General features: G+C 70.1%; 19 protein-coding genes. 6 read left to right on the top strand and 13 right to left on the bottom strand.

Annotation, left to right across the window (positions count from 1 at the left end):
- Positions 1 to 8 precede the first annotated feature (8 nt).
- Genes HNR67_RS05720 through HNR67_RS05700 form a run of 5 tightly spaced genes read right to left on the bottom strand, consistent with a single transcriptional unit; the run spans position 9 to position 5256 of the window.
- A complete protein-coding gene (locus HNR67_RS05720; RefSeq protein WP_407645112.1) occupies positions 9 to 986 on the bottom strand; it encodes a glycine betaine ABC transporter substrate-binding protein in 978 nt (325 codons plus the stop codon).
- Entirely contained in the window at positions 983 to 1729 is a 747-nt protein-coding gene (locus HNR67_RS05715) for an ABC transporter permease (protein WP_185001060.1), read from the bottom strand. Before HNR67_RS05715 ends, HNR67_RS05720 begins: the two co-directional genes overlap by 4 nt.
- Positions 1726 to 2877 carry an ABC transporter ATP-binding protein gene (locus tag HNR67_RS05710; RefSeq protein WP_185001059.1) on the bottom strand — a complete coding sequence of 384 codons (1152 nt, stop codon included), beginning with the start codon at positions 2875 to 2877 and terminating at the stop codon, positions 1726 to 1728. Before HNR67_RS05710 ends, HNR67_RS05715 begins: the two co-directional genes overlap by 4 nt.
- Positions 2870 to 3517, bottom strand: a complete 648-nt coding sequence (locus tag HNR67_RS05705) for an ABC transporter permease (protein ID WP_185001058.1) — start codon at positions 3515 to 3517, stop codon at positions 2870 to 2872. Before HNR67_RS05705 ends, HNR67_RS05710 begins: the two co-directional genes overlap by 8 nt.
- A complete protein-coding gene (locus HNR67_RS05700) occupies positions 3514 to 5256 on the bottom strand; it encodes a BCCT family transporter (protein ID WP_185001057.1) in 1743 nt (580 codons plus the stop codon). The genes HNR67_RS05705 and HNR67_RS05700 overlap by 4 nt, the downstream gene beginning before the upstream one ends.
- Positions 5257 to 5408: 152 nt before the next feature.
- On the opposite strand from HNR67_RS05700, the gene HNR67_RS05695 reads away from it, so the two are divergent.
- Genes HNR67_RS05695 through HNR67_RS05680 form a run of 4 tightly spaced genes read left to right on the top strand, consistent with a single transcriptional unit; the run spans position 5409 to position 8256 of the window.
- Positions 5409 to 5948 (top strand): hypothetical protein, encoded by a 540-nt coding sequence (locus tag HNR67_RS05695; RefSeq protein ID WP_312986527.1) that lies wholly within the window; start codon positions 5409 to 5411, stop codon positions 5946 to 5948.
- A gap of 42 nt (positions 5949 to 5990) precedes the next feature.
- Complete coding sequence (locus tag HNR67_RS05690) at positions 5991 to 6713, top strand: YcnI family copper-binding membrane protein (protein ID WP_185001056.1); 723 nt, start codon at positions 5991 to 5993, stop codon at positions 6711 to 6713.
- Positions 6710 to 7249, top strand: coding sequence for a copper resistance CopC family protein (locus HNR67_RS05685; RefSeq protein ID WP_185001055.1), 540 nt, complete (start codon positions 6710 to 6712; stop codon positions 7247 to 7249). The genes HNR67_RS05690 and HNR67_RS05685 overlap by 4 nt, the downstream gene beginning before the upstream one ends.
- A complete protein-coding gene (locus HNR67_RS05680; protein ID WP_185001054.1) occupies positions 7246 to 8256 on the top strand; it encodes a copper resistance D family protein in 1011 nt (336 codons plus the stop codon). Before HNR67_RS05685 ends, HNR67_RS05680 begins: the two co-directional genes overlap by 4 nt.
- A gap of 23 nt (positions 8257 to 8279) precedes the next feature.
- Here the strand turns inward: HNR67_RS05680 and HNR67_RS05675 are convergent, their stop codons facing one another.
- The 3 genes from HNR67_RS05675 to HNR67_RS05665 form a co-directional block, all read right to left on the bottom strand.
- Complete coding sequence (locus HNR67_RS05675; RefSeq protein ID WP_246492465.1) at positions 8280 to 8579, bottom strand: hypothetical protein; 300 nt, start codon at positions 8577 to 8579, stop codon at positions 8280 to 8282.
- Positions 8580 to 8790: 211 nt separating this feature from the next.
- Positions 8791 to 9702, bottom strand: coding sequence for a phosphotransferase enzyme family protein (locus tag HNR67_RS05670; protein WP_185001053.1), 912 nt, complete (start codon positions 9700 to 9702; stop codon positions 8791 to 8793).
- A gap of 1 nt (position 9703) precedes the next feature.
- Entirely contained in the window at positions 9704 to 11104 is a 1401-nt protein-coding gene (locus HNR67_RS05665) for a helix-turn-helix domain-containing protein (RefSeq protein WP_185001052.1), read from the bottom strand.
- 504 nt (positions 11105 to 11608) lie between these two features.
- Here HNR67_RS05665 and HNR67_RS05660 point away from each other — a divergent pair.
- Positions 11609 to 11926 (top strand): hypothetical protein, encoded by a 318-nt coding sequence (locus HNR67_RS05660; RefSeq protein WP_185001051.1) that lies wholly within the window; start codon positions 11609 to 11611, stop codon positions 11924 to 11926.
- 303 nt (positions 11927 to 12229) lie between these two features.
- On the opposite strand, the gene HNR67_RS05655 is transcribed toward HNR67_RS05660, so the two are convergent.
- The 4 genes from HNR67_RS05655 to HNR67_RS05640 all read right to left on the bottom strand — a co-directional run bounded on the left by HNR67_RS05655 (position 12230) and on the right by HNR67_RS05640 (position 17381).
- Positions 12230 to 13471 carry an MFS transporter gene (locus tag HNR67_RS05655; RefSeq protein WP_185001050.1) on the bottom strand — a complete coding sequence of 414 codons (1242 nt, stop codon included), beginning with the start codon at positions 13469 to 13471 and terminating at the stop codon, positions 12230 to 12232.
- A gap of 47 nt (positions 13472 to 13518) precedes the next feature.
- Positions 13519 to 14748: an MFS transporter gene (locus HNR67_RS05650; RefSeq protein WP_185001049.1), complete on the bottom strand. Its 1230-nt coding sequence runs from the start codon at positions 14746 to 14748 to the stop codon at positions 13519 to 13521.
- A gap of 114 nt (positions 14749 to 14862) precedes the next feature.
- The gene (locus tag HNR67_RS05645) at positions 14863 to 16080 is read right to left on the bottom strand and encodes an MFS transporter (protein ID WP_185001048.1); all 1218 of its coding nucleotides are present in this window, start codon (positions 16078 to 16080) and stop codon (positions 14863 to 14865) included.
- The gene (locus HNR67_RS05640) at positions 16077 to 17381 is read right to left on the bottom strand and encodes a GH1 family beta-glucosidase (RefSeq protein WP_185001047.1); all 1305 of its coding nucleotides are present in this window, start codon (positions 17379 to 17381) and stop codon (positions 16077 to 16079) included. The genes HNR67_RS05645 and HNR67_RS05640 overlap by 4 nt, the downstream gene beginning before the upstream one ends.
- A 129-nt stretch (positions 17382 to 17510) precedes the next feature.
- Between HNR67_RS05640 and HNR67_RS05635 the strand changes: the two genes are divergently transcribed.
- Positions 17511 to 18125 carry a TetR family transcriptional regulator gene (locus HNR67_RS05635; protein ID WP_247765912.1) on the top strand — a complete coding sequence of 205 codons (615 nt, stop codon included), beginning with the start codon at positions 17511 to 17513 and terminating at the stop codon, positions 18123 to 18125.
- On the opposite strand, the gene HNR67_RS05630 is transcribed toward HNR67_RS05635, so the two are convergent.
- Positions 18122 to 19321 (bottom strand): amino acid deaminase/aldolase, encoded by a 1200-nt coding sequence (locus HNR67_RS05630; protein WP_185001046.1) that lies wholly within the window; start codon positions 19319 to 19321, stop codon positions 18122 to 18124. The genes HNR67_RS05635 and HNR67_RS05630 overlap by 4 nt on opposite strands.
- Position 19322 lies beyond the last annotated feature (1 nt).

Genomic DNA, 19322 nt, shown 5'->3' with positions numbered 1-19322 from the left:
AGTACTACTCAGGGCAGCCGCACGAAGCCCTCGCGCACCAGCCAGTCCCTGGCCACCTCGGCCGGGTCCTTGCCGTCCACGTCGACCTCGGCGTTGAGCTTGAGCACCACCTCGTTGGTCAGCTTGGCCGCCACCGGCCGCAGCACCTCGGTGATCTGCGGATGCGCGGCGGCGGTCTCCTTGCGCAGGGTGACCGAGGCGTTGTAGCGCGGGAAGAAGTTCCGGTCATCGGCCAGCACCACCAGATCGAGGGCCAGCACCCGCCCGTCGGTGGTGAAGATCTCGCCGAAGTTGCAGGTCCCGCCGTTGGCCACGGCCTGGTAGATCGGCCCGATGCCGAGCAGCTTGACGTTGCCAGGGGCGGGCTCGAACCCGTAGGTCTTCTGCACCCCCGGCATCCCGTCGTTGCGGCTGGCGAACTCGCTCTCCAGGCAGAAGGTGCCCTCCTGCGGCTGCTCCTTGACCAGTTTGGCCAGCTCGGACATGGTCCGGATGCCCAGCCGCTCGGCGTTCTTGCGACTCATCGCGAACGCGTAGGTGTTGTTCAGCGGCGCCATCAGGCTCCACACGATCCCGTTGCGCGCCAGGTCCTCCTTGCGCACCGCCTCGAACTGCGCGGCGTCGTCCGGGATCGGATCCTCCTTGCCGAGGTAGCTGATCCACCCGGTGCCGGTGTACTCCCACATCAGGTCGACCTGCCCGGTCACCAGCGCGTCCCGGCCGCTGTTGGACCCGGCGATGTTGGACAGATCCCGCACCTTGGCCCCGGCCGCGCTCAGCGCGAACTCGGCCAGGTAGGCGAGAACCAGCTGCTCACTGAAGTCCTTGGACCCCACGGTCAGCTCGACCCCGGCCAGCTCGGGCACCGGCTGAATCGATCCCGGTTTCACGTGAAGCGGTGGCGCCCCGCCCGCGGAAAGCCCGCAACCCGCGAGCAGGCTGCCGGTCATCAACAGGGCGACTGTCCACAGTGGACGATTTCTCATCGCAGTCCCTTCGGGCCGAGTCGCCGTTCGGCCAGGCCGCCCAGCCAGTCCACCAGCAGGGCCAATGCCGCCGCCAGCACCGCGCCGACCACCAGGATCGAGGTGCGGCGCAGCTTGTAGCCGGTGTCGATCATCGAGCCGAGGCCGCCGCCGTTGACGAACATGGCCAGCGTGGCCACGCCAACCGCGAGCACCAGTGCGGTGCGCATGCCGGCCAGCACGTGCGGGATGGCCAGCGGGAACTCGATCCGGCGGAGCACGGTGAAGGCGGACATGCCGATGCCGCGACCGGCCTCCACCAGGGTGCGGTCCACCTGTTGCAGGCCGACCAGGGTGTTGCGCAGCACCGGCAGCAGCGCGTAGAGCGCCATCGGCAGCACCGCGATCCAGAACCCGGTCTGGCCGGTGAGCAGGAAGAACAGCACCAGCACGCCGACCGCGGGGGCGGCCTGGCCGATGGTGGCCAGGCCCAGTACCAGCGGGGCGATGTGCCGGGCCCAGCGGCGGCTGACCAGCACGCCCAGCGGCACGCCTGCCAGCAGCACGATCACCGAGATGGCCGCGGTGAGCTGGAGGTGCTCCCAGGTCAGGGTGAGGATGTTGGCGAAGGTGATGTTGCGCTGCTCGATCGAGTCCAGCTCACCGGTGAAGGCCCAGACCAGCACCGCGGTCACGATCAGCAGCACCGCGATGGGTTCGGCGAACAGCTGCAACCGCCCGGCCTGGCGGACCGGCGAACTCATGCCGTCTCCAGCTCATCGCGCATCGCGCGCACCGCGGCCATCAGCGTGTCCATGGTGACCACGCCGATGTACTCGCCGCGGGAGCCGGTCACCACGGCCAGCCCGTCGTCGTCGGTGAGCACCGCCTCCAGCGCGTCGTGCAGGGTGGAGGCCATCGCCACCGTGTCCTCCACCGCGCGCCCGGCCCGGTCCAGGGCGAACCCGGTGGTCAGGTCCGGTGGGGTCACCCAGCGCAGTGGACGGCGCCGGGCGTCCAGCACCAGGCCGACCGCGCCACGTCGTCTGCCGAGCCGTTCGGCCAGCTCGGACGGTGAGTCACCGCTGCCGGCGGTGGGCACCTCGGACAGCTCGACCTCGCGCACCCGGCGCAGGGTGAGCTGTTTGAGCGAGGCGCCCGCGCCGACGAAACCGGCCACGGTGTCATCGGCCGGGTTGGCCAGAATGGCCTCCGGGGTGTCGTACTGCAGGATCCGGGACCGCTCGCCCAGCACCGCGATCCGGTGGCCGAGCTTGACCGCCTCGTCGAAGTCGTGCGTGACGAACACGATCGTCTTGCCCAGCTCAGCCTGCAGCCGCAGCAGCTCGTCCTGCAGGTTTCCCCTGGTGATCGGGTCCACCGCGCCGAAGGGCTCGTCCATCAGCAGCACCGGCGGATCCGCGGCCAGTGCCCTGGCCACGCCGACCCGCTGCTGCTGGCCGCCGGAGAGCTGCCGCGGGTAGCGTCCGGCGAACTCACCCGGGTCCATCCCGACCAGGTCGAGCATTTCCTCGACCCGGTCCGCGATCCGTTTCTTCTCCCATTTCAGCAGGCCAGGCACCATGCCGACGTTCTGCGCCACGGTCAGGTGCGGGAACAGCCCGGCCTGCTGGATGGTGTAGCCGATCCGCCGCCGCAGCTCGTCCGGGTCCAGCCCGAGCGCGTCCTGCCCGCCGATGGTGATCCGCCCGCTGCTCGGCTCGATCAGCCGGTTGATCATCTTCATGGTGGTGGTCTTGCCGCACCCGGATGGTCCGACGAAGACCACCGTCTCCCCGGCCGGGATGGTCATCGACACCGACTCCACCGCCGGTGTCTTCTGCCCGGAATAGCGCTTGGTGACCTCGGTCAGCTCGATCTCGACGCCGCTGACCTTGCTGTGCTCAGACACGGATCCCCCTGGAGGTGGTCAGCCGGCCGATGATCAGGAAAACGCCGTCGAGCAGCAGCGCCAGCACGATGACGCCCAGCGTCCCGGCCAGCGCCGAGTTGATCGCGTTCGCGCTGCCCACCCTGGTCAGCCCGCTGAAGATGAGGTTGCCAAGGCCGGGGCCCTTGGCGTAGGCGGCGATCGCGGCGATGCCCATCAGCAGCTGGGCGCTGACCCGCATGCCGGTGAGGATGGTCGGCCAGGCCAGCCGCAGCTCGACCAGGGTGAGCACCCGCCACCGGGCCATCCCGATGCCGCGGGCCGCGTCCACCACCGCCGGGTCCACCCCGGACATGCCGACGATGGTGTTGCGCACGATCGGCAGCAGCGCGTACAGCACCAGCGCGGTCACCGTCGGCGCCACGCCAAGGCCGAGCACCGGGATCAGCAACCCGAGCAGCGCGAAGGACGGGATGGTGAGGATCGCGCTGGTCAGCGCGGTGGCGATGGTCGAGCCCAGCCGGCTGCGATACACCGCCACCCCGAGCAGCACGCCGAGCGCGGTGGCGATCAGCGTGCACTGCACCACCACGCTCGCGTGCAGCGAGGAGTCCAGCAGCAGCGACTCCCAGCGGGTGGTGACGAACTCCCAGAAGTTCACGGCTTGCCGCTCACCGGGGTGTCATCGCCGTTGCCGTTGCCCGCGCTGACCTCCAGCTGGAAGTCGTGGCCGTACTGCTCGGTGCCGCTGATCACCGCGGCCTCGACCACCTCGACGCCCTTGTTCTCCCGCCGGATCATCGGGTCCTGCCGCAGGTCCTTGGCCAGCGAGACGCACATCAGCACCATGACCACGGTGAAGGGCACCGCGGCGATGATGGTGAGTTGTTGCAGCCCGCTGAGCGCGTTCTGCCCGCCGACGGTGAGCATCACCGCGGCCACCGCGCCGGTCAGCGCACCCCAGAAGATCACCACGCTCTTCTTCGGCGCGAGCGAGCCGCGCTGGGACAGCGTGCCCATCACGATCGAGGCCGCGTCCGCGCCGGAGACGAAGAAGATCGCCACCAGCAGCATCACGATCACACTGGCCACTCCGGCCAGCGGGAACTGTTTGAGCACGCCGAAGAGCTGGGCCTCCTGCCCGGCCGCGCCCGCCAGGTCGACCCCGTTGCGCTGCAGGTTGAGCGCGGTGCCGCCGAGCACGGAGAACCAGACCAGGCTGACCAGGCTGGGCACCAGGATCACGCCGGAGATGAACTGCCGGATGGTGCGGCCGCGGCTGATCCGGGCCACGAACATGCCCACGAACGGCGTCCAGGAGATCCACCAGGCCCAGTAGAAGATCGTCCACCCGCTCAGCCAGGTGTTCATCGCGTCGCCGCCGGTCGCGGCGGTGCGCGCGGACATCTCGGCCAGATCGGCGAAGTAGTGGCCGATCGAGGTGGGCACCAGGTTGAGGATCAGCACCGTCGGGCCGACCACGAACAGGAACAACGCCAGCACGCCTGCCAGCACCATGTTGATGTTGGACAGCCACTGGATGCCCTTGGCGACGCCGGAGACGGCCGAGGCGATGAACGCGATGGTCAGCACCACGATGATCACCACCAGCAGGGTGGTGGTGGCCTGGTCCAGCCAGCCCACCTCGTGCAGCCCGCGCCCGATCTGCAGCGCGCCGAGGCCGAGTGAGGTGGCCGAGCCGAACAGGGTGGCGAAGATGGCCAGGATGTCGATGGTCTTGCCCAGCGGGCCCTCGGCCTGGCGGCGGCCGAACAGCGGGGCGAACACCGCGCTGATCAGCTGACGCCTGCCGCGGCGGAAGCTGCCGTAGGCGATGGCCAGGCCGACCACCGCGTAGATCGCCCACGGGTGCACGGTCCAGTGGAACAGCGTGGTGGACATCGCGGTCTCGAGGGCCTCGTCGGTGGCCGGGGCGACCGTGCCCGGCGGCGGCTTGACGAAGTGCGCCAGCGGCTCGCTGACCCCGTAGAACATCAGGCCGATGCCCATGCCCGCGCTGAACATCATGGCCACCCAGGAGGAGGTCCGGAACTCCGGTTCCTCACCGTCCTGGCCGAGCGGGATCTTGCCGTAGCGGCTGACCGCCAGCCACAGCGCGAACACCACGAAACCGGAGGCGGCCAGCACGAAGGCCCAGCCCGCGTTGGTGATGAGCCAGTTCAGCGCCGCCTTGGCCGCGCTGCCCAGGCCCTGGCTGTCGGCAACGCCCCAGCCGATGAAGCCCAGCGCGATGACCGCGGCCACGCCGAAGACCACCGGATCGAGCCGGGCCGGGCGTTCGGCGAGTGGCTTGCCGGGTAGTTGGGTGGATTGATCAGGGCTGCCCGGGGTACCACCAGTAGCAGCGGGGCCCGAGGTGAGGTGGTCGTCAGTCGTCACGGTGTTCGGCGCCCGAGAGCGCCTCCTCCTTCACGAACGGGAACGGCTACCGCTTCCTGCCTCTCACCGTTACCCGTTCGGAGTAACGCGGTAAACATGAAGCGCGTTCTGTAGCGAAGTGGTGACATTGCGCCGCGCCGTACGCTCTCCTGGTGCGCACAACCCTGGACCCGGTACGCGGAGCAGTCCGCGTACTCAGGGGTAGTGTGCTCGCGATCTGCAGTTCCGCGCTCAGTGGAGCCGCGCACGGCCTGGCAGGCGGGCAGGTCGACGACGGGGTGCTGACCGTGTTGCTCACCCTGATCGTGGCCGCCGCGGGCACCGCGCTGGCCGGTCGCCGCCGCGGATTGCCCGGTATCCTGCTCGTCCTCGGTCTGGCCCAGTGCGTGCAGCACGTGCTCTTCGACCTCACCGAACACGGCCACGCCGGATCCGGCCTCGCCGATCCGGCACTGATGACCCTCGCACACGTCCTGGCCGCGCTCGGCACGGCGTTCCTGCTGGTCAACGCCGAGTCCGCGTTGTTCGCGCTGTTCGCCGCCCTCGGTGTGGTGGCGCGCCGCCGACCCGTCCCGCTGCCCGTACGCACCTCCCCCCGGCTCGCCATCCTCGGCGGGCCGGCCCCACTCCTGCTCGAACTGCTGTTGAGCCGCCTCCGAACCCGGCGCGGGCCGCCCGCGTTCTCTGGTTAAGGCAGCCCACCCTTCCCCACAGCAGTGCAGAAATCAGGAGATATGTCGACTTCCCGACACCGCGCCCTGCAGCGCGCAGGCGCCATCGTGACCCTGACCTCGGCCGCGGCCCTGGTCACCGCGGGTCTGGCCGCGGCCCACGTCACCGTCCAGCCCGGCGAGGCGGCCAAGGGCAGCTACACCAAGGTCGCCTTCCGGGTGCCCAACGAGTCCGCGACCGCGGGCACGGTGAAGATCGAGGTCAACCTGCCGAAGGACTTCCCGCTCAGCTCGGTGCGCACCAAGGCCGTGCCCGGCTGGAAGGCCTCGGTGACCAAGGTCAAGAACGGCGACAAGGACGTGGTCAGCACCATCACCTGGCAGGCGGACGCGGGCGTGCGGATCAACCCGGACGAGTTCGCCGAGTTCGAGGTCTCCCTCGGCAAGCTGCCCACCAACACCGAGTCGCTGGTGCTGCCCGCCATCCAGACCTACGACGACGGCAAGGTCGTGAAGTGGGACGCCCCGCCCGCGGCCAACGGCCAGGAGCCGGAACACCCGGCGCCGGTGCTGAAGCTGACCGCCGCCGCCGGTGACGGGCACGGCCACGGCGGTGCCGCCACGGCCAGTGCCGCGGCCAAGAGCGACGGGCACAAGGACACGGCCGCCGCTGCCGGCACCGACACCGCGGCCCGCTGGCTCGGCGGCGCCGGCCTGGCCGTTGGCGCGCTCGGCCTCGGCTTCGGCGTGGGCGCGATCCTGCGGGGCAGGCGGTCGGCCGCATGAGGCGCCTGCTCGCCACCCTGGTGATCGCCGGGGCCGCCCTGCTCGGTTCGGCGGCCCCCGCGTTCGCGCACAACGTGCTCTCCGACAGCAACCCCAAGGCCAAGTCCCAGGTGGAGGCCGGTCCGGCGGAGGTGATGCTGAAGTTCGACCAGGAGGTGCAGGACGGCTTCAACACGATCACCGTGACCGGCCCGAACGGCACCCGCTGGGAGGGCGGCACACCCAAGGTGTCCGGTTCGGTGGTCACCGCCGCGCTGCTGCCACTGGGTCCGGCCGGGGAGTACACCATCGGCTACCGGATCCTGTCCGCTGACGGGCACCCGGTGACCGGCGCGGTGCCGTTCACCCTGACCAAGGCCGGTAACGGCACCCCGACCACGGCAACACTGAGCCCGCAGGCCGAGGGCAGCACCAACGCCCAGGCCGAGGGTTCGACCGGCACACCGGTGTGGCTGTGGATCGTCGGCGCGGGCGTGCTGCTCATCGCCGGGGTGGCGGTAGCCCTGGTGCTGGCCAAACCAGCCAAGAAGGCATGACCACCAGCCGGACCACCATCCCGCTGCTCCTCGGACTGGCGGCGACCGCGGCAGTCGGAACCACGATCGGTTCCCTGCTCACCGCGGCCGCCCCGGCGCCAGGGGTGCCAGCGCCGGGAGCGGTGGTCCGGCTGGGTCTGCCCGCGTTGCGGCTGGCCGTGGACGTTGGTGCGGTGGCCGCGGTCGGACTGGCCATGCTGCCGCTGCTGCTGCGCGGTGGGCGGTCCGTCCGAACCCGGCCGGTGCTGGTCAGGGCACATCGGATCGGCCTGGTGCTCGGCGCGGTCTGGGCGCTGGCCGCGGTGCTGCTGCTCTGGGTGCAGGCCGCCGAACTCGCCCCGGCCGGACTCGATCTGGACGGCGCCGCACTGCTGGACTACGCGGCCACCGTCGGTGCGGGCCGGGCCCTGCTGGTCGCCGCGGCCTGCGCACTGGGCTACACCGTGCTGCACGGCCTCGGCCTGCGCACCGGCCCCCGGCCGCCTGCCGAGCTACCGGTGCTGGTGGCCATGCTCGGCCAGATCCCGCTCGCCCTCACCGGGCACTCCGCGGCGGCGGCCAACCACGAGCTGGCCCTGCTGTCGATGAGCGTGCACGTGATGGCCGCGGCCGGTTGGGTCGGCGGCCTTGGCGCGATGTTCTTCCTGGTCGTGCCGCATCGCGGCCTGCTGGCCGAGGCCCTGCCGCGGTTCGCCGCCGTCGGCACCGTGTGCCTGGGCGCGGTCGCGGTCAGCGGCGTGGTCAACGCCGTGGTCCAGCTCACCGGCCGCCCGGGGATCAGCTGGGCGGCCGCCCTGTTCGGCACCGGTTATGGCTGGGTGGTGCTGACCAAGACGGCCGCGCTGCTGGTGCTCGCCGGACTCGGCGGCTGGCTGCGGTTCCGGCTGATGCCCGCGATCATTCGCCACCGGGCGGCCCCGGTGACCCTGTGGATCTCGCTGGAACTGCTGGTGATGGCGCTGGCGATCGGCCTGGCCGCGGCGTTGGCCAGGGCCTCGCTCAGCTGAGCCGCGTCAGCCCCAGCGCGGCGTCATTCCTGTTCGGTGAGCGCGGCGGCCCGGCGCTCCTGGCTGAGCTGCTCCAGCCTGGCCACCGCGGCGTTGCCCCGGCGCTGGAGTTCCTCATGGTCGATCCAGCCTGCCGCGTAGTGGCGGTAGTCCTGCGCGAGCATCACCAGCTCGGACAGGTAGTCGGCCGAACGCCGACGACTGGTCTCGGAAAGCTCGGTCACCAACGGAAGTTGGCTGTCGACGACCTCATCCAGCATCTCCGCGGCTCGCAGGGCCTTCCGGCCGCGCAGACGCGCCTTGCTCTTTGTGGAGAAGCTCAACACGTTTCTCCGCCCTTCGCGATCGCACCCAGCAAGAGTTCGCAGAACGAACATCGCTGCCACCCAGAGTGACCACACTGAGAGTCTTGACGTTCCGTTGACGTCCCTTTGTCGTCCTAGAGAAGGATTGTGTTACCGATCAACTCATTCTGAAGGAGGATCGAGGGGAGCTGTATACCCCAGCAGGTGCCAGGTTACGCGGCTGTTCGGGTTAACGATGCGGGGTCCAGCGAGCCCTCGTGTCACCCGAACGGAAGGACTGCAGCCGTTTGGCCAGCTCCGTTCGTACATCCGGGTTACTGCGCAGGATCGAAAGGACGCCGGTGGTCAGCTTCAGCTCGCGCACCTGGCGCAGCACCGGGAAGCCTGGCCACTTCGTGACATCGAAGCCGTAGGCCCTGGAGAGTTGCCGATACCGGTCACCGGTGTGCCGGAAGCGCAGCTTGCCGACGGCCAGCGGGGTCAGATCCCACTCGCGCGGGCCGAAGCAGACCGAGTCCAGGTCGCACAGCAGCGGGCCGATCGGCGTGCTGATCACGTTGCCCACGTGCGCGTCGCCGTGGATGACGCCCTGCGGCAGGTGGTACTCCAGCCCCGCCAGCTCGGCTTCCAGCTCGGTGCACCGGTTGGCCAGGAACTCGCGGTCCTCCGGGTCCAGCTCCTCGGCATCTGCCAGCCGTCGCCGCACATCGCCCAGCGGTTCCCACCTGGCGAGATGATCGGGCGGCGCGGGCAGTGCGTGCAATCGTTTGAGCAACTGGGCCAGCTCCAGCCCGGTGGCCTGCCCGACCTCGGGCACCGCCTGCCAGAGCGTGGCCACATGCCCGTTGACGTGCAGCGGCTGCGGCACGCCCGGCAGCAGCCGGACCGCAGGCACCTCGTGCTCGGCCAGCCAGCTCGCCGCGCGCACCACGTTGTCCGCCCGGTAGCGCAGCGAGGGCGACAGCACGATGCGCACCACCACCGGGTGCGCCAGCAGGTGGAACACCGCGTTGTTGACAAAACGGATCAGCCGCGCGCCTGCCGGGTCCAGCCCGGCGGCGTCGCAGATCTCCCCGAGGGCGGTCCGGAGCTTGGTACGGCTGTACCGTCCGTCCGCGTCGGGGCGAACCCGAACGTTCACGTCATGGTCGTTTCTGCGGGGATCCGGTACGAATCCGAAACTGGCGGACCTCCTCGGCCAGGTCCTTGGCCTCGGCGATGTGCTTGTACCGCTCCGACTCCTGCTGGATGTCGATCATGCGGTCGGCCACCCGGACCGAGTTCACGCCCTCGCCCATGGAGTAGGCGACCCGGCCGACCCGCAGGCCCTCGCCGACATCGCCCGCCCGGATGTGGTTGGCCGCGAGCATGCTGAGCCCGAACACGTGCGTGCGCTTCATGTCCGACTCGTAGCCCTGGGTGCACTTGACCAGCTCGGCCACTGCCAGCGGCGCGTGCTTGGCCCGGAAGTCGTCGTTGGCGGCCAGCGAGTGGTGCACCGAGCCGATCATCCCGTGCAGGTCGTTGACGGTGAAGAAGCGCACCCACTCCGGCGCGTGGTCGAAGTCGGCGCGGGCGAACTCGTCCTTGGTCCGGCCGACCATCTTCATCGCCTGCTCGCGCATGCCCATCATCGCGTAGGCCCATGCCTCGTTCGCGCAGAGCACGGCCACCGTCAGCGCGGAACCGGAGTCCTGCGCGGCGAGCTGGCCCAGCTGGAACAGCTTGAGCGCGTCGTTGGGCTCGTCGTAGTGCAGGTAGACCCGGCCCATCCGGTACAGGATGTTGGCCACCAGGTCGTTCTTCTCGCACTGCTTGGCGTACTCCAGCGCCTTGCCGAAGTGGTTGCGCGCCGGGTCGAGCATGCCGGTGTCGAACGAGGTCCAGCCGGCCAGGCTGTGCAGGTCGGCCAGGGCCAGCCGCAGTCGGCGGCGCACCGGGTCGATCGCGTCCGCGCGCAACAGCTGCTCGGCCCAGGACAGCTGGGCGATCACCGCGTCCCGGCAGGTGCCGCCGCCGTACTGGTAGTCCAGTGCGCGCAATGCCTTGGTCGCGGCCTCGACCTGCATCACATCGGTCTTGCCGATCTTCTCCCTGGCCGGGGTCTGCGCCACGGACGTGATCCACTGCCCAGGATCCCCGGGCATGGACACAACGCCCATGGTCACCGAAGCGGCGTGCTGAAGGAACCTCCTCCGCTTCACCGACTCATCCTCCTCGGACAAGGGGTCGTCAGCGACGCCGACCACCCGGACTGCGGTGGCTCCGTCGTAGGCGAGGCCCATGTAGCCGCGCGGAACTTGGAGCCCGTCAGCGATCCGGGCAAGCACGTCATATGCCATGACCTGGCGGCCCTTGAGGATCTCCGACACCTCTGACTGTGACTGCCCGGTGCTGGCCGCGATCTGGCGCTGTGACACCCCCACTCGGCGAAGAAGCCGGTACACCGTGCTGATGTCCCGGGCTGCCAAGGCGTCCCGCATCTCCCGTTGCTCCCACGTGTCTGGAGTAACGAGCGGTGGCTGGGATCCGATGGTGTCCATTGCGCCCCCTTACGGTCCGCTGGGCGTCAACCGCAGAGTAAGGGCAGTTCCCGGCGGTGGTGAAGTCCCCATCGGTGAGGCTGATCGGCCCGACTGAACTTGGCCTACCGCTCACCGTGTCACTTACACCGATCGGCGCTGAAACTCCCCGTTCTGGTTCGACTCGGCCCAATCTTAGTTTCGGTAAGGGATCGAGCACGGAGGGAAGTCGGAACCGTGGCGTTGACCGAGTCACCCAGCGTTGCCTCAGGCGACGGAGCAGCCCCCATCGGGCAGCTCCCGGCGCCGTGGCAGGGCACGGGTGAGCGGCGACGGTGGTGGCGAGTCAGCTGCCGCGACTCGGTGAACCGGCGTCGGTTCCTGACCGTGCTCGTTGACCGAGACAGGGTTCTCCTCGTCGGGCCTCCCGGCGAGACCGCAGTGCTGTCGGCTGGACAGGTTGGCCAGCTCAAGACAGCTCTGCGCGAGGCCGCCGACCAGGCGGGAAGGTGACGGTGACGTCAGGTGGACGAGATTCTGGGTCAGGTGCTGCGCAACGCGGTCTGGGAACGGCTCGACATGCTTACCGAGCTGGCCAACCGCGCTGACGCCCCGTCCCTGCTGTCCGTCGCGCGTTCCGAGCTGCCCAGGCTCACTGAGGGCTGGCGCGCGATGCTCGCTGCTCACGAACCCGATGACCGCGGCAACTGCCCCGAGTGTTCGACCCGCTGGCGCCAGCAGAAGGCACCGTGTTCGGTGTGGCGCGCGGCGTATGAACACCTCGTGGCCGGTGGCCTCGCTCCACGTCCGGCCAGGCATCTTCGTTCCGCGAAGGTGTCCTGACCCGGGACTGACGTCTCTCGCGGCCCTCGGGCTCTTCCCCGAACCGGGTCAGCCGCGGCAGCCGTCATGTGGCCGGTGGTCCGGGCCGGGCGAACCCCCGACCGCTCCGGGCCGGACCGCCGTGCCAGCTCCAATTGAAAATTAAACAGAGACTTCCGCGGGCCGGTGCTGTAGCACTCCCCTCCCCCCGACCGGCACCGGTCCGCGGATTCCAAAGCCACCCCTCGGGTGGTCTGCCCCTCCCGCGCAGACCATCCGAGGGGTTTCGAATTTCCGGACTTTCGCTCTTTTGAGTGAAAGTTGTCAGGCCACCGCGCGAATTTTGAAGATCACGAATGTGCCGATCAACGTCAGCACCGCGGAAACCACGAACAACGCGGGGTATCCGCCGAAGCCGGCCAGGATCGGCGTGGCCACCAGCGGGGCCAGCACCTGCGGCAGGCCGTGGGTGAGGTTGACGATGCCGAGGTCCTTTGCCCGGTCCTCCGCGGCCGGCAGCACCTCGGTGACCAGTGCGGTGGACACCGCGAGGTAGGCGCCGAAGGCCGCGGCCAGGATCACCGAGCTGACCAGCAGCATCGGCCAGTCCAGCAGCGGGACCAGGATGGCCGAGGACACCGCGACCGCCAGACCTGACCAGAAGATGAACTTGCGCCGCCCACCCCTGCGGTCGGACAGACCGCCGAAGTACACCGCGGCCGGCACCATGATCACCGCGTTCAGCACGTTGAGCAGCAACAGGTCCGCGTGCGCGTCCGGCCTGCGGATCGCGTCCTGCAGGATGTAGAGCGTGTAGAGGGTGGCCAGCACGAAGCCGAGGTTCATCAGCAGCCGGTTGAGCATCGCCCAGGCGAAGTCCGGGTGCTGCCGCGGCGAGACGTAGAACCCGCGCAGCACCTGGCCGAGCCCGCTTGCCGGCCGCTGTTCCGGGCGGAGCACCGCCTCGGCGTTGCGCAGCACGAACGGGAGCGTGCAGACCAGCAGCAGACCGGCCAGCGCGAAGTAGCCGGGTGTGGCGGGTTTGACCACGTTCACCAGCAGCACGCCGACCAGGGCGCCGATGGTCTGGCCGAAGCCGACCCAGCCGCCGACCAGCCCGCGCTGGGACACCGGCACCCGGTCGGAGATCGAGGCCAGCAGCGCGGCCAGCATGCCGCCGAAGGCGATCTGCACCCCGCACCAGGCCACGATCATCAGCCCCGGCCCCTCGGCCAGGCCGAGCAGCGCCAGGCTGAGCGCGCCGAGTCCGGCCCCGGCCACCACCCACGGCCGCCGCCGCCCGAAGCGGGAACCGGTCCGGTCGGAGGCGAAGCCGACCAGGATGGTGGTGACCATGCTGACCACCCCGCCGATCGCCGCGGTCAGCCCGAACAACGCCTGTTTGTCCGCCGGCGCGAACTGCTGGGCCTGCACCAGCAGCAGCACCTGCACCGGTCCGAAGTGAACCGCCCACACCCCGAGCACGGCGAGGGTGAGCGCGGCGATCCAGCCGCCGCGCACCCGCTCGACCGGCTCGGCCAGTGCGTCCGGCACCGTCATCGTCATGCGCTCGACGCTAACGAGCCCGCCTCGGCACGGACAGGCATCGACCGCTAACTGACAGTTCGAATCTTGAGAGTGAGCAGGCCGCCGAGCAGGGCACACACCGCGGCCATCAGGAAGATCATCGAGTAGCCGAAGCCGTCCGCGGCGGTGAGCAGCGGCGCGGCCATCACCGGTGCGACGAACTGGGGCAAGGACTTGCTGATGTTGTTCACGCCCAGGTCCTTGGCCCGGTCGTCCGGGCTGGGCAGCACCTCGCTGGCGATGGCCAGGTCCACCGAGTTCGCCATGCCGAGGCCGAGGCCGAGCAGCACCGAGCTGAGCACGTACAGCTCCCAGGTCGGGTCGACCACCAGGATCGCCGAGGACAGCGCCATGACCACCCCGGCAGCCACCGCGAACATCTTGCGCCTGCCGAGCCGGTCGGAGATGTGGCCGAAGACGGCGGCCGCGCACAGGGTGCCGATGGTGGTGATGATGGAGGCCGTCGCGGTGCCGGCCACCGGGTCCTCGTGCCGGATCACGTCGGTGAGATAGAACAGCGTGTAGAGGCTGGCGAGCACGAAGCTGATGGTGATCAGGAACTGGCTGGCGATGGCCCACATGAAGTCGCGGTTCTTCCGCGGCGAGATCCACAGCGACCGCAGCACCGGGCGGCGTCCTGGCGGCAGCACCGGGTCCCGGTTGAGCAGCAGGAACGGCAGCACGGCCAGGATCTGCAGCACCGCGCAGAGCCCGTAGCCGGTGAGCGGGTCGGCGGTGATCGCGATGACCATGCTGCCGACCAGCGAACCACCGGCCTGGGCCAGCCCGACCAGTCCGCTGATCAGGCCGCGCTGGCTGCTGGGCACGTGGTCGGGCATGGCGGCGAGCAGTCCGCAGAAGATCGCGGCCGAGCCGAGCTGCACCAGGCACCAGCCCACCAGCAGGCCGGTGACCGTGTCCTGCTGGCTGAGCAGCAGCATGCTGACGGTGGAGACGGCCACGCCGCCGACGATCCACGGCTTGCGCCGGCCGAACCTGGAGGTGGTGCGGTCGGAGGCCAGCCCGAAGAGGATGTGCGCGACCATCAGCACCAGCGCCCCGACGCCGGTGATCAGCCCGAGGCTGTTCTCCTTGTCCTCCGGCGCGGCGTGCGCGGCCTGGATCGGCAGCAACAGCACGGTCGGTCCGAAGTAGACGATCCACATGCCGAGCGTGGCCGCGGTGAGCGAGCCGATCCAGGCCGGACCGACTCTGCGTTCGGGTTCTACCAAGGATTCCGGTGCGGTGATCGTCATGGGTGGCCCCCCAGTACTAGCTGCGCTGACCGGGGCACACTAAGAGCCCACCAGGCTCGTGAACAGGCAGAACAAGGAATCTGTAGGGCAATGGGCAGAATGGTTACGCAGATGTCACGCCACGCCGCGGATCCGACTCACCAGTAGCCCGCCGACCAGGGTCACCAGGGCGGCCAGCCCGTACAGCGCGGGGTAGCCACCCAGGTAGGCCAGCACCGGCGCGGCCGCCGCCGGGGCCAGCACCTGCGGCAGCGCCGAGGCGATGTTGATCATGCCGAGGTCCTTTGCCCGGTCCTCCTCAGCCGGCAGCACCTCGGTGAGCAGGGCGAAGTCCACCGAGGTGTAGACGCCGAAGCCCAGCCCCAGCACCACCGTGCCGACCAGCACCGCGGGCCACACCGGCCAGAGCATCAGCACCGCCAGCGCGGCGGCCATCACCACCGCGGCCGCGGTGACGAAGACCTTTCGTCGCCCCACCCGGTCCGACCAGCGGCCGGCCAGCACCGTGGTGGCCACCATGCTCACCCCGTAGATCGAGGTCAGGATCAGCACGCCGGTGCTCGGATCGGGGTGCCGGACCGCGTCGGTGAGGAAGAACAGCAGGTAGAGGGTGCCGAAGGCGTTGCCGAGGTTGAGCAGGAACCGGGTCAGCCAGGCCCAGGCGAAGTCCGGGTGCGCCCGCGGCGAGACCCAGAACCGGGCCAGAGTTCGGCCCGGCCGAAGTCTGGGTTTCGCCGCCCCGCCGGGATCCCGGCTGCGCACGACGAACGGCAGCACCGCGGCGACGAGCAACGTCGCACATCCGAGGTAACCCCACTGGATCCCGCCGATCGCGGTGGCCAGCGCGGTACCGCCGAGCACACCCAGCATCTGGGCCAGACCGACCCAGCCACCGACCACGCCGCGCTGGTCCACCGGCACGTGGTCGGGCACCTCGGCGGTCAGCGCGGCCAGCGCCACGTTCACCGCGGCCTGCACCAGGCACCAGCCGATCGCCATGGTCAGCACGCTGTTCGCGCCCGAGAGCAGGACGAGCGCGGCGGCGCCTGCCAGCGCGCCACCCAGGGTCCACGGGTGCCGCCGCCCGAACCGCCCCCTGGTGCGGTCGGACAGTGCCCCGGCCAGTGGGTTGGCCACCACCGACACCGCCGCGCCCAGGCCGGTGACCAGCGCGAGCACGTTCTCCTTGTTGCCGGGTGCGAACAGCGCCGCCTGCTGACCGAGCAGCAGGTTGAGCGGTCCGAAGAAGGCCGCCCACACCCCGACGTTGGCCAGGGTGAGCAGGCCGATCCAGCCGCCGCGCACCCGCCGCCGCGGCGCGAGCGTGGTCATCCGCGCTTCCCGAGCTGCTCCCGCAGCCAGTGGAAGGAGTCCTTGCGGGTGCGCTGCTGGGTGGCGAAGTCCACGTGCACCAGCCCGAACGGCTGGCCGTAGCCCTCGGCCCACTCGAAGTTGTCCAGCAGGCTCCACACGTAATAACCGCGCACGTCCACCCCGGCCTCGATCGCCTGGGACAGGGCGTCGAGGTGCCCGGTCAGGAAATCGATCCGGGGCTGGTCGTGCACCTGGCCGTCGACCAGGTCCTCGGCGAAGCTCGCGCCGTTCTCGGTGATGTAGACCGGCGGCAGCGCGGTGCCGTACCGCTTCCGCAGTTGGACGAGCAGTTCGCGCAGCCCGTCCGGCACGATCGGCGAGCCCATCAGCGTGGCCGGGTGCTCGGGGATCTCGCCAAGGTCGAACGGCAGCGGGTTGCCCGGCGACGGGGCGCCGATCCGGGTGGGGTTGTAGTAGTTGACCCCGTAGAAATCGAGCGGCTCGTTGATGATCCGCAGGTCCTCGGCCGGGATCTCCAGGCCGGGCAGGTGTTCGGGCACGGTGCCGAGCAGGATCGGGTCGGCGAACAGGCCGTTGTGCAGGGCGTCGTAGGCGGCGGCCGCGGCCAGCGTCTCCGGCCGGTCGTCCGCGGCCCACACCGGGGTGTGGTTGTTCGCGGTGCCGATCGAGTTCGCCCCGCCCGCTCGCAGCGCCCGCACCGCGAGCCCGTGCGCGAGCAGCTGGTGGTGCGCGGTGGGCAGCGCGTCGAAGAGCAGGGTCTGGCCGGGCGCGTGCTGGCCCATGCCGTACCCCAGCAGGGTGATCATCGCGGGCTCGTTGAGCGGCACCCACATCGCGACCCGGTCGGCGAATGCCTCGGCCAGCACCGCGGCGTAGTCGGCGAAGCGGGCGGCGATGTCCCGGTTGAGCCAGCCGCCCTCGTCCTCGAGCACCTGCGGGGTGTCCCAGTGGTAGAGCGTGGCCATCGGCGCGATGCCGTGATCGCACAGGGTGTCGATCAGCCGGTCGTAGAAACCGAGGCCCTCCCGGCTGAGCGTGCGGCCGTCCGGCTGGATCCGCGGCCAGGCGAAGGAGAACCGGTAGCTGTCCAGGCCCAGCTCGCGCATGAGCGCGATGTCCTCCGGATACCGGTGGTAGTGGTCGCAGGCCACCTCGCCGGTCTCACCCGACCGGGTCTTTCCGGCCGTCGCGCTGAAGGTGTCCCAGGTGGAGGGCCCACGGCCGCCCGCGGTTACGGCACCCTCGATCTGGTACGCGGAGGTGGCAACCCCCCACACGAAGCCATCGGGAAAGGTCACCGAGCCTCCTCAGGCTAATGTGAATCCGATTCGCATCTTAGGCGTGTCGCGGTTCACACGAAAGAGCATCGCAGTCGATCACGCCAGAATGGACGCCTGTCCGCCGCCGAATGCCCCAGGGAGCCGCCCGTGTCAGCAGATCTCACCCCGCTCCGGCGGCGCCCGGTCCAGCAGCGCAGCGCGCAGCGGGTCGAACGGATGCTGGACGCGTGTGCCGAACTGGTCGCCGAGCTGGGCTACGACGGGGTCACCACCACCCTGATCGCCGAACGCGCGGGCGTCGCGGTCGGCTCGCTCTACCAGTTCTTCCCGGACAAGCGGGCCGTGGTGCAGGCGCTGACCATGCGCAACCTGGACCGCTTCCTCAGCAAGGTGCTCGAACGCCTGGCCGAGGTCGAGCTGGCGCACTGGTGGGATGTGGTCGACCGGGCCTTCGACGTCTACATCGCCATGCACCGCGAGGTGCCCGGCTTCCGCAAGGTGCACTTCGGCGACGCGGTGGACGTGCGGCTGCTCGATGACGGCAAGGACAACAACACGGTGATCGCCGACCGGCTGGCGCAGCTGATCACCGAGCGGTTCGGGCTGCCGCTCAGCGAGGTCCAGCTGCCCATGGCGGTGGCCATCGAGGCCGCGGACGCGGTGCTGCACCTGGCTTTCCGGCACGACCCCGACGGCGACCCGCGAGTCGTCGCCGAGGCCAAGGCGCTGGTCAGGGATTACCTGGGCAGCCGGATCCGCTAGCCGAAAGCCCGGCCCTCGCCGCGGTAGGTCGGCGCGCTCAGGCTGACCTGGTCGCCGTCGATCAGGTGGAACTCGGTGAAGCGCTCGGCCAGCTCCCCCGCCTTGGCGTGCCGGAACCAGACCCGGTCGCCGATGGCCAGCCCGTCGGCTGCCTTGCCGACCAGCGGGGTCTGCACCTCGCCCGCACCCTCCATCGCGTTGAGCTTGAGGCCCCTCGGCAGATAGGGCACCGGCACCCGGTCCGGCCCCACCGGCCCGGAAGCGAGATAGCCGCCGGCGAAGACGGTGGCGGTGTCCCTGGTCGGCCTGCGCACCACCGGCAGCGCGAACAACGCGGCCGGCCGCAGGTGCAGATGCTCGTAGTTGTCGAACAGGGTGGGCGCGAGCAGGCCGGAACCCGCGGTCAGCTCGGTGACCGCGTCCTCGGCCGCGGTCCGCTCCAGGCTGCCGGTGCCGCCGCCGTTGACGAACTCCAGCTCGGCCACCGAACGCACTCCGGCCACCGCCAGCGCCCGCCGCTCGGCCAGTTCGGCCAGCGACTGCTTCTGCATCCAGCGCACCGCGAGCCCGCGCACCGGCCTGCCGATCGGCTTGTCGCCGAGCCCGGCCACCTGGGCCTCGTAGGACATGATCCCGACCAGCGCGAACCCCGGCCTGCGCACGACCTCCACCGCCAGCGACCTGGCCTGCGCCGGAGTGTGCACCGGCGAGCGCCGGACCCCGACGTGCACCGCGCCGGAGAGCGGCCGCCAGGAGGCGTCCAGTTCCAGGCAGACCCGGATCTCCGGGTGTCCCGGCCCGAGCACCTCGGTGATCAGGTCCAGGTGTGCGGGATCATCGATCATCAGCGTGATCGCGGCCCTGGCGCCGTCGTCGGCGGCCAGCTTCTGCAGCGCGGCGCGGTCGACGGTCGGATAACCGATGAGCAGGTCGTCACTCACCCCCGCGCCGTGCAGCCACAGCGCCTCGTTGAGGGAGTAACACATGAGACCGGCGAAGCCCGGATCGGCGAGCGCGAGCTTGAGCAGCTCGCGCACCCGCACCGACTTGCTGGCCAGCCGGATCGGCCTGCCGTGCGCACGGCGGACCAGCTCGGCGGCATTGCTGTGGAACGCCGCGAGGTCGACCGCGGCCAGTGGCGGGTCGAGATGCGCGGTCGCGGCGTCGAAGCGGGACCTGGTCTGCGTGGCTAGCACA

This window comes from Crossiella cryophila, from assembly GCF_014204915.1.
In the GTDB taxonomy this organism is placed as follows: domain Bacteria; phylum Actinomycetota; class Actinomycetes; order Mycobacteriales; family Pseudonocardiaceae; genus Crossiella; species Crossiella cryophila.
The sequence above is the reverse complement of the archived record's forward strand: the minus strand, read 5'-3'. Positions and strand labels throughout refer to the sequence as shown.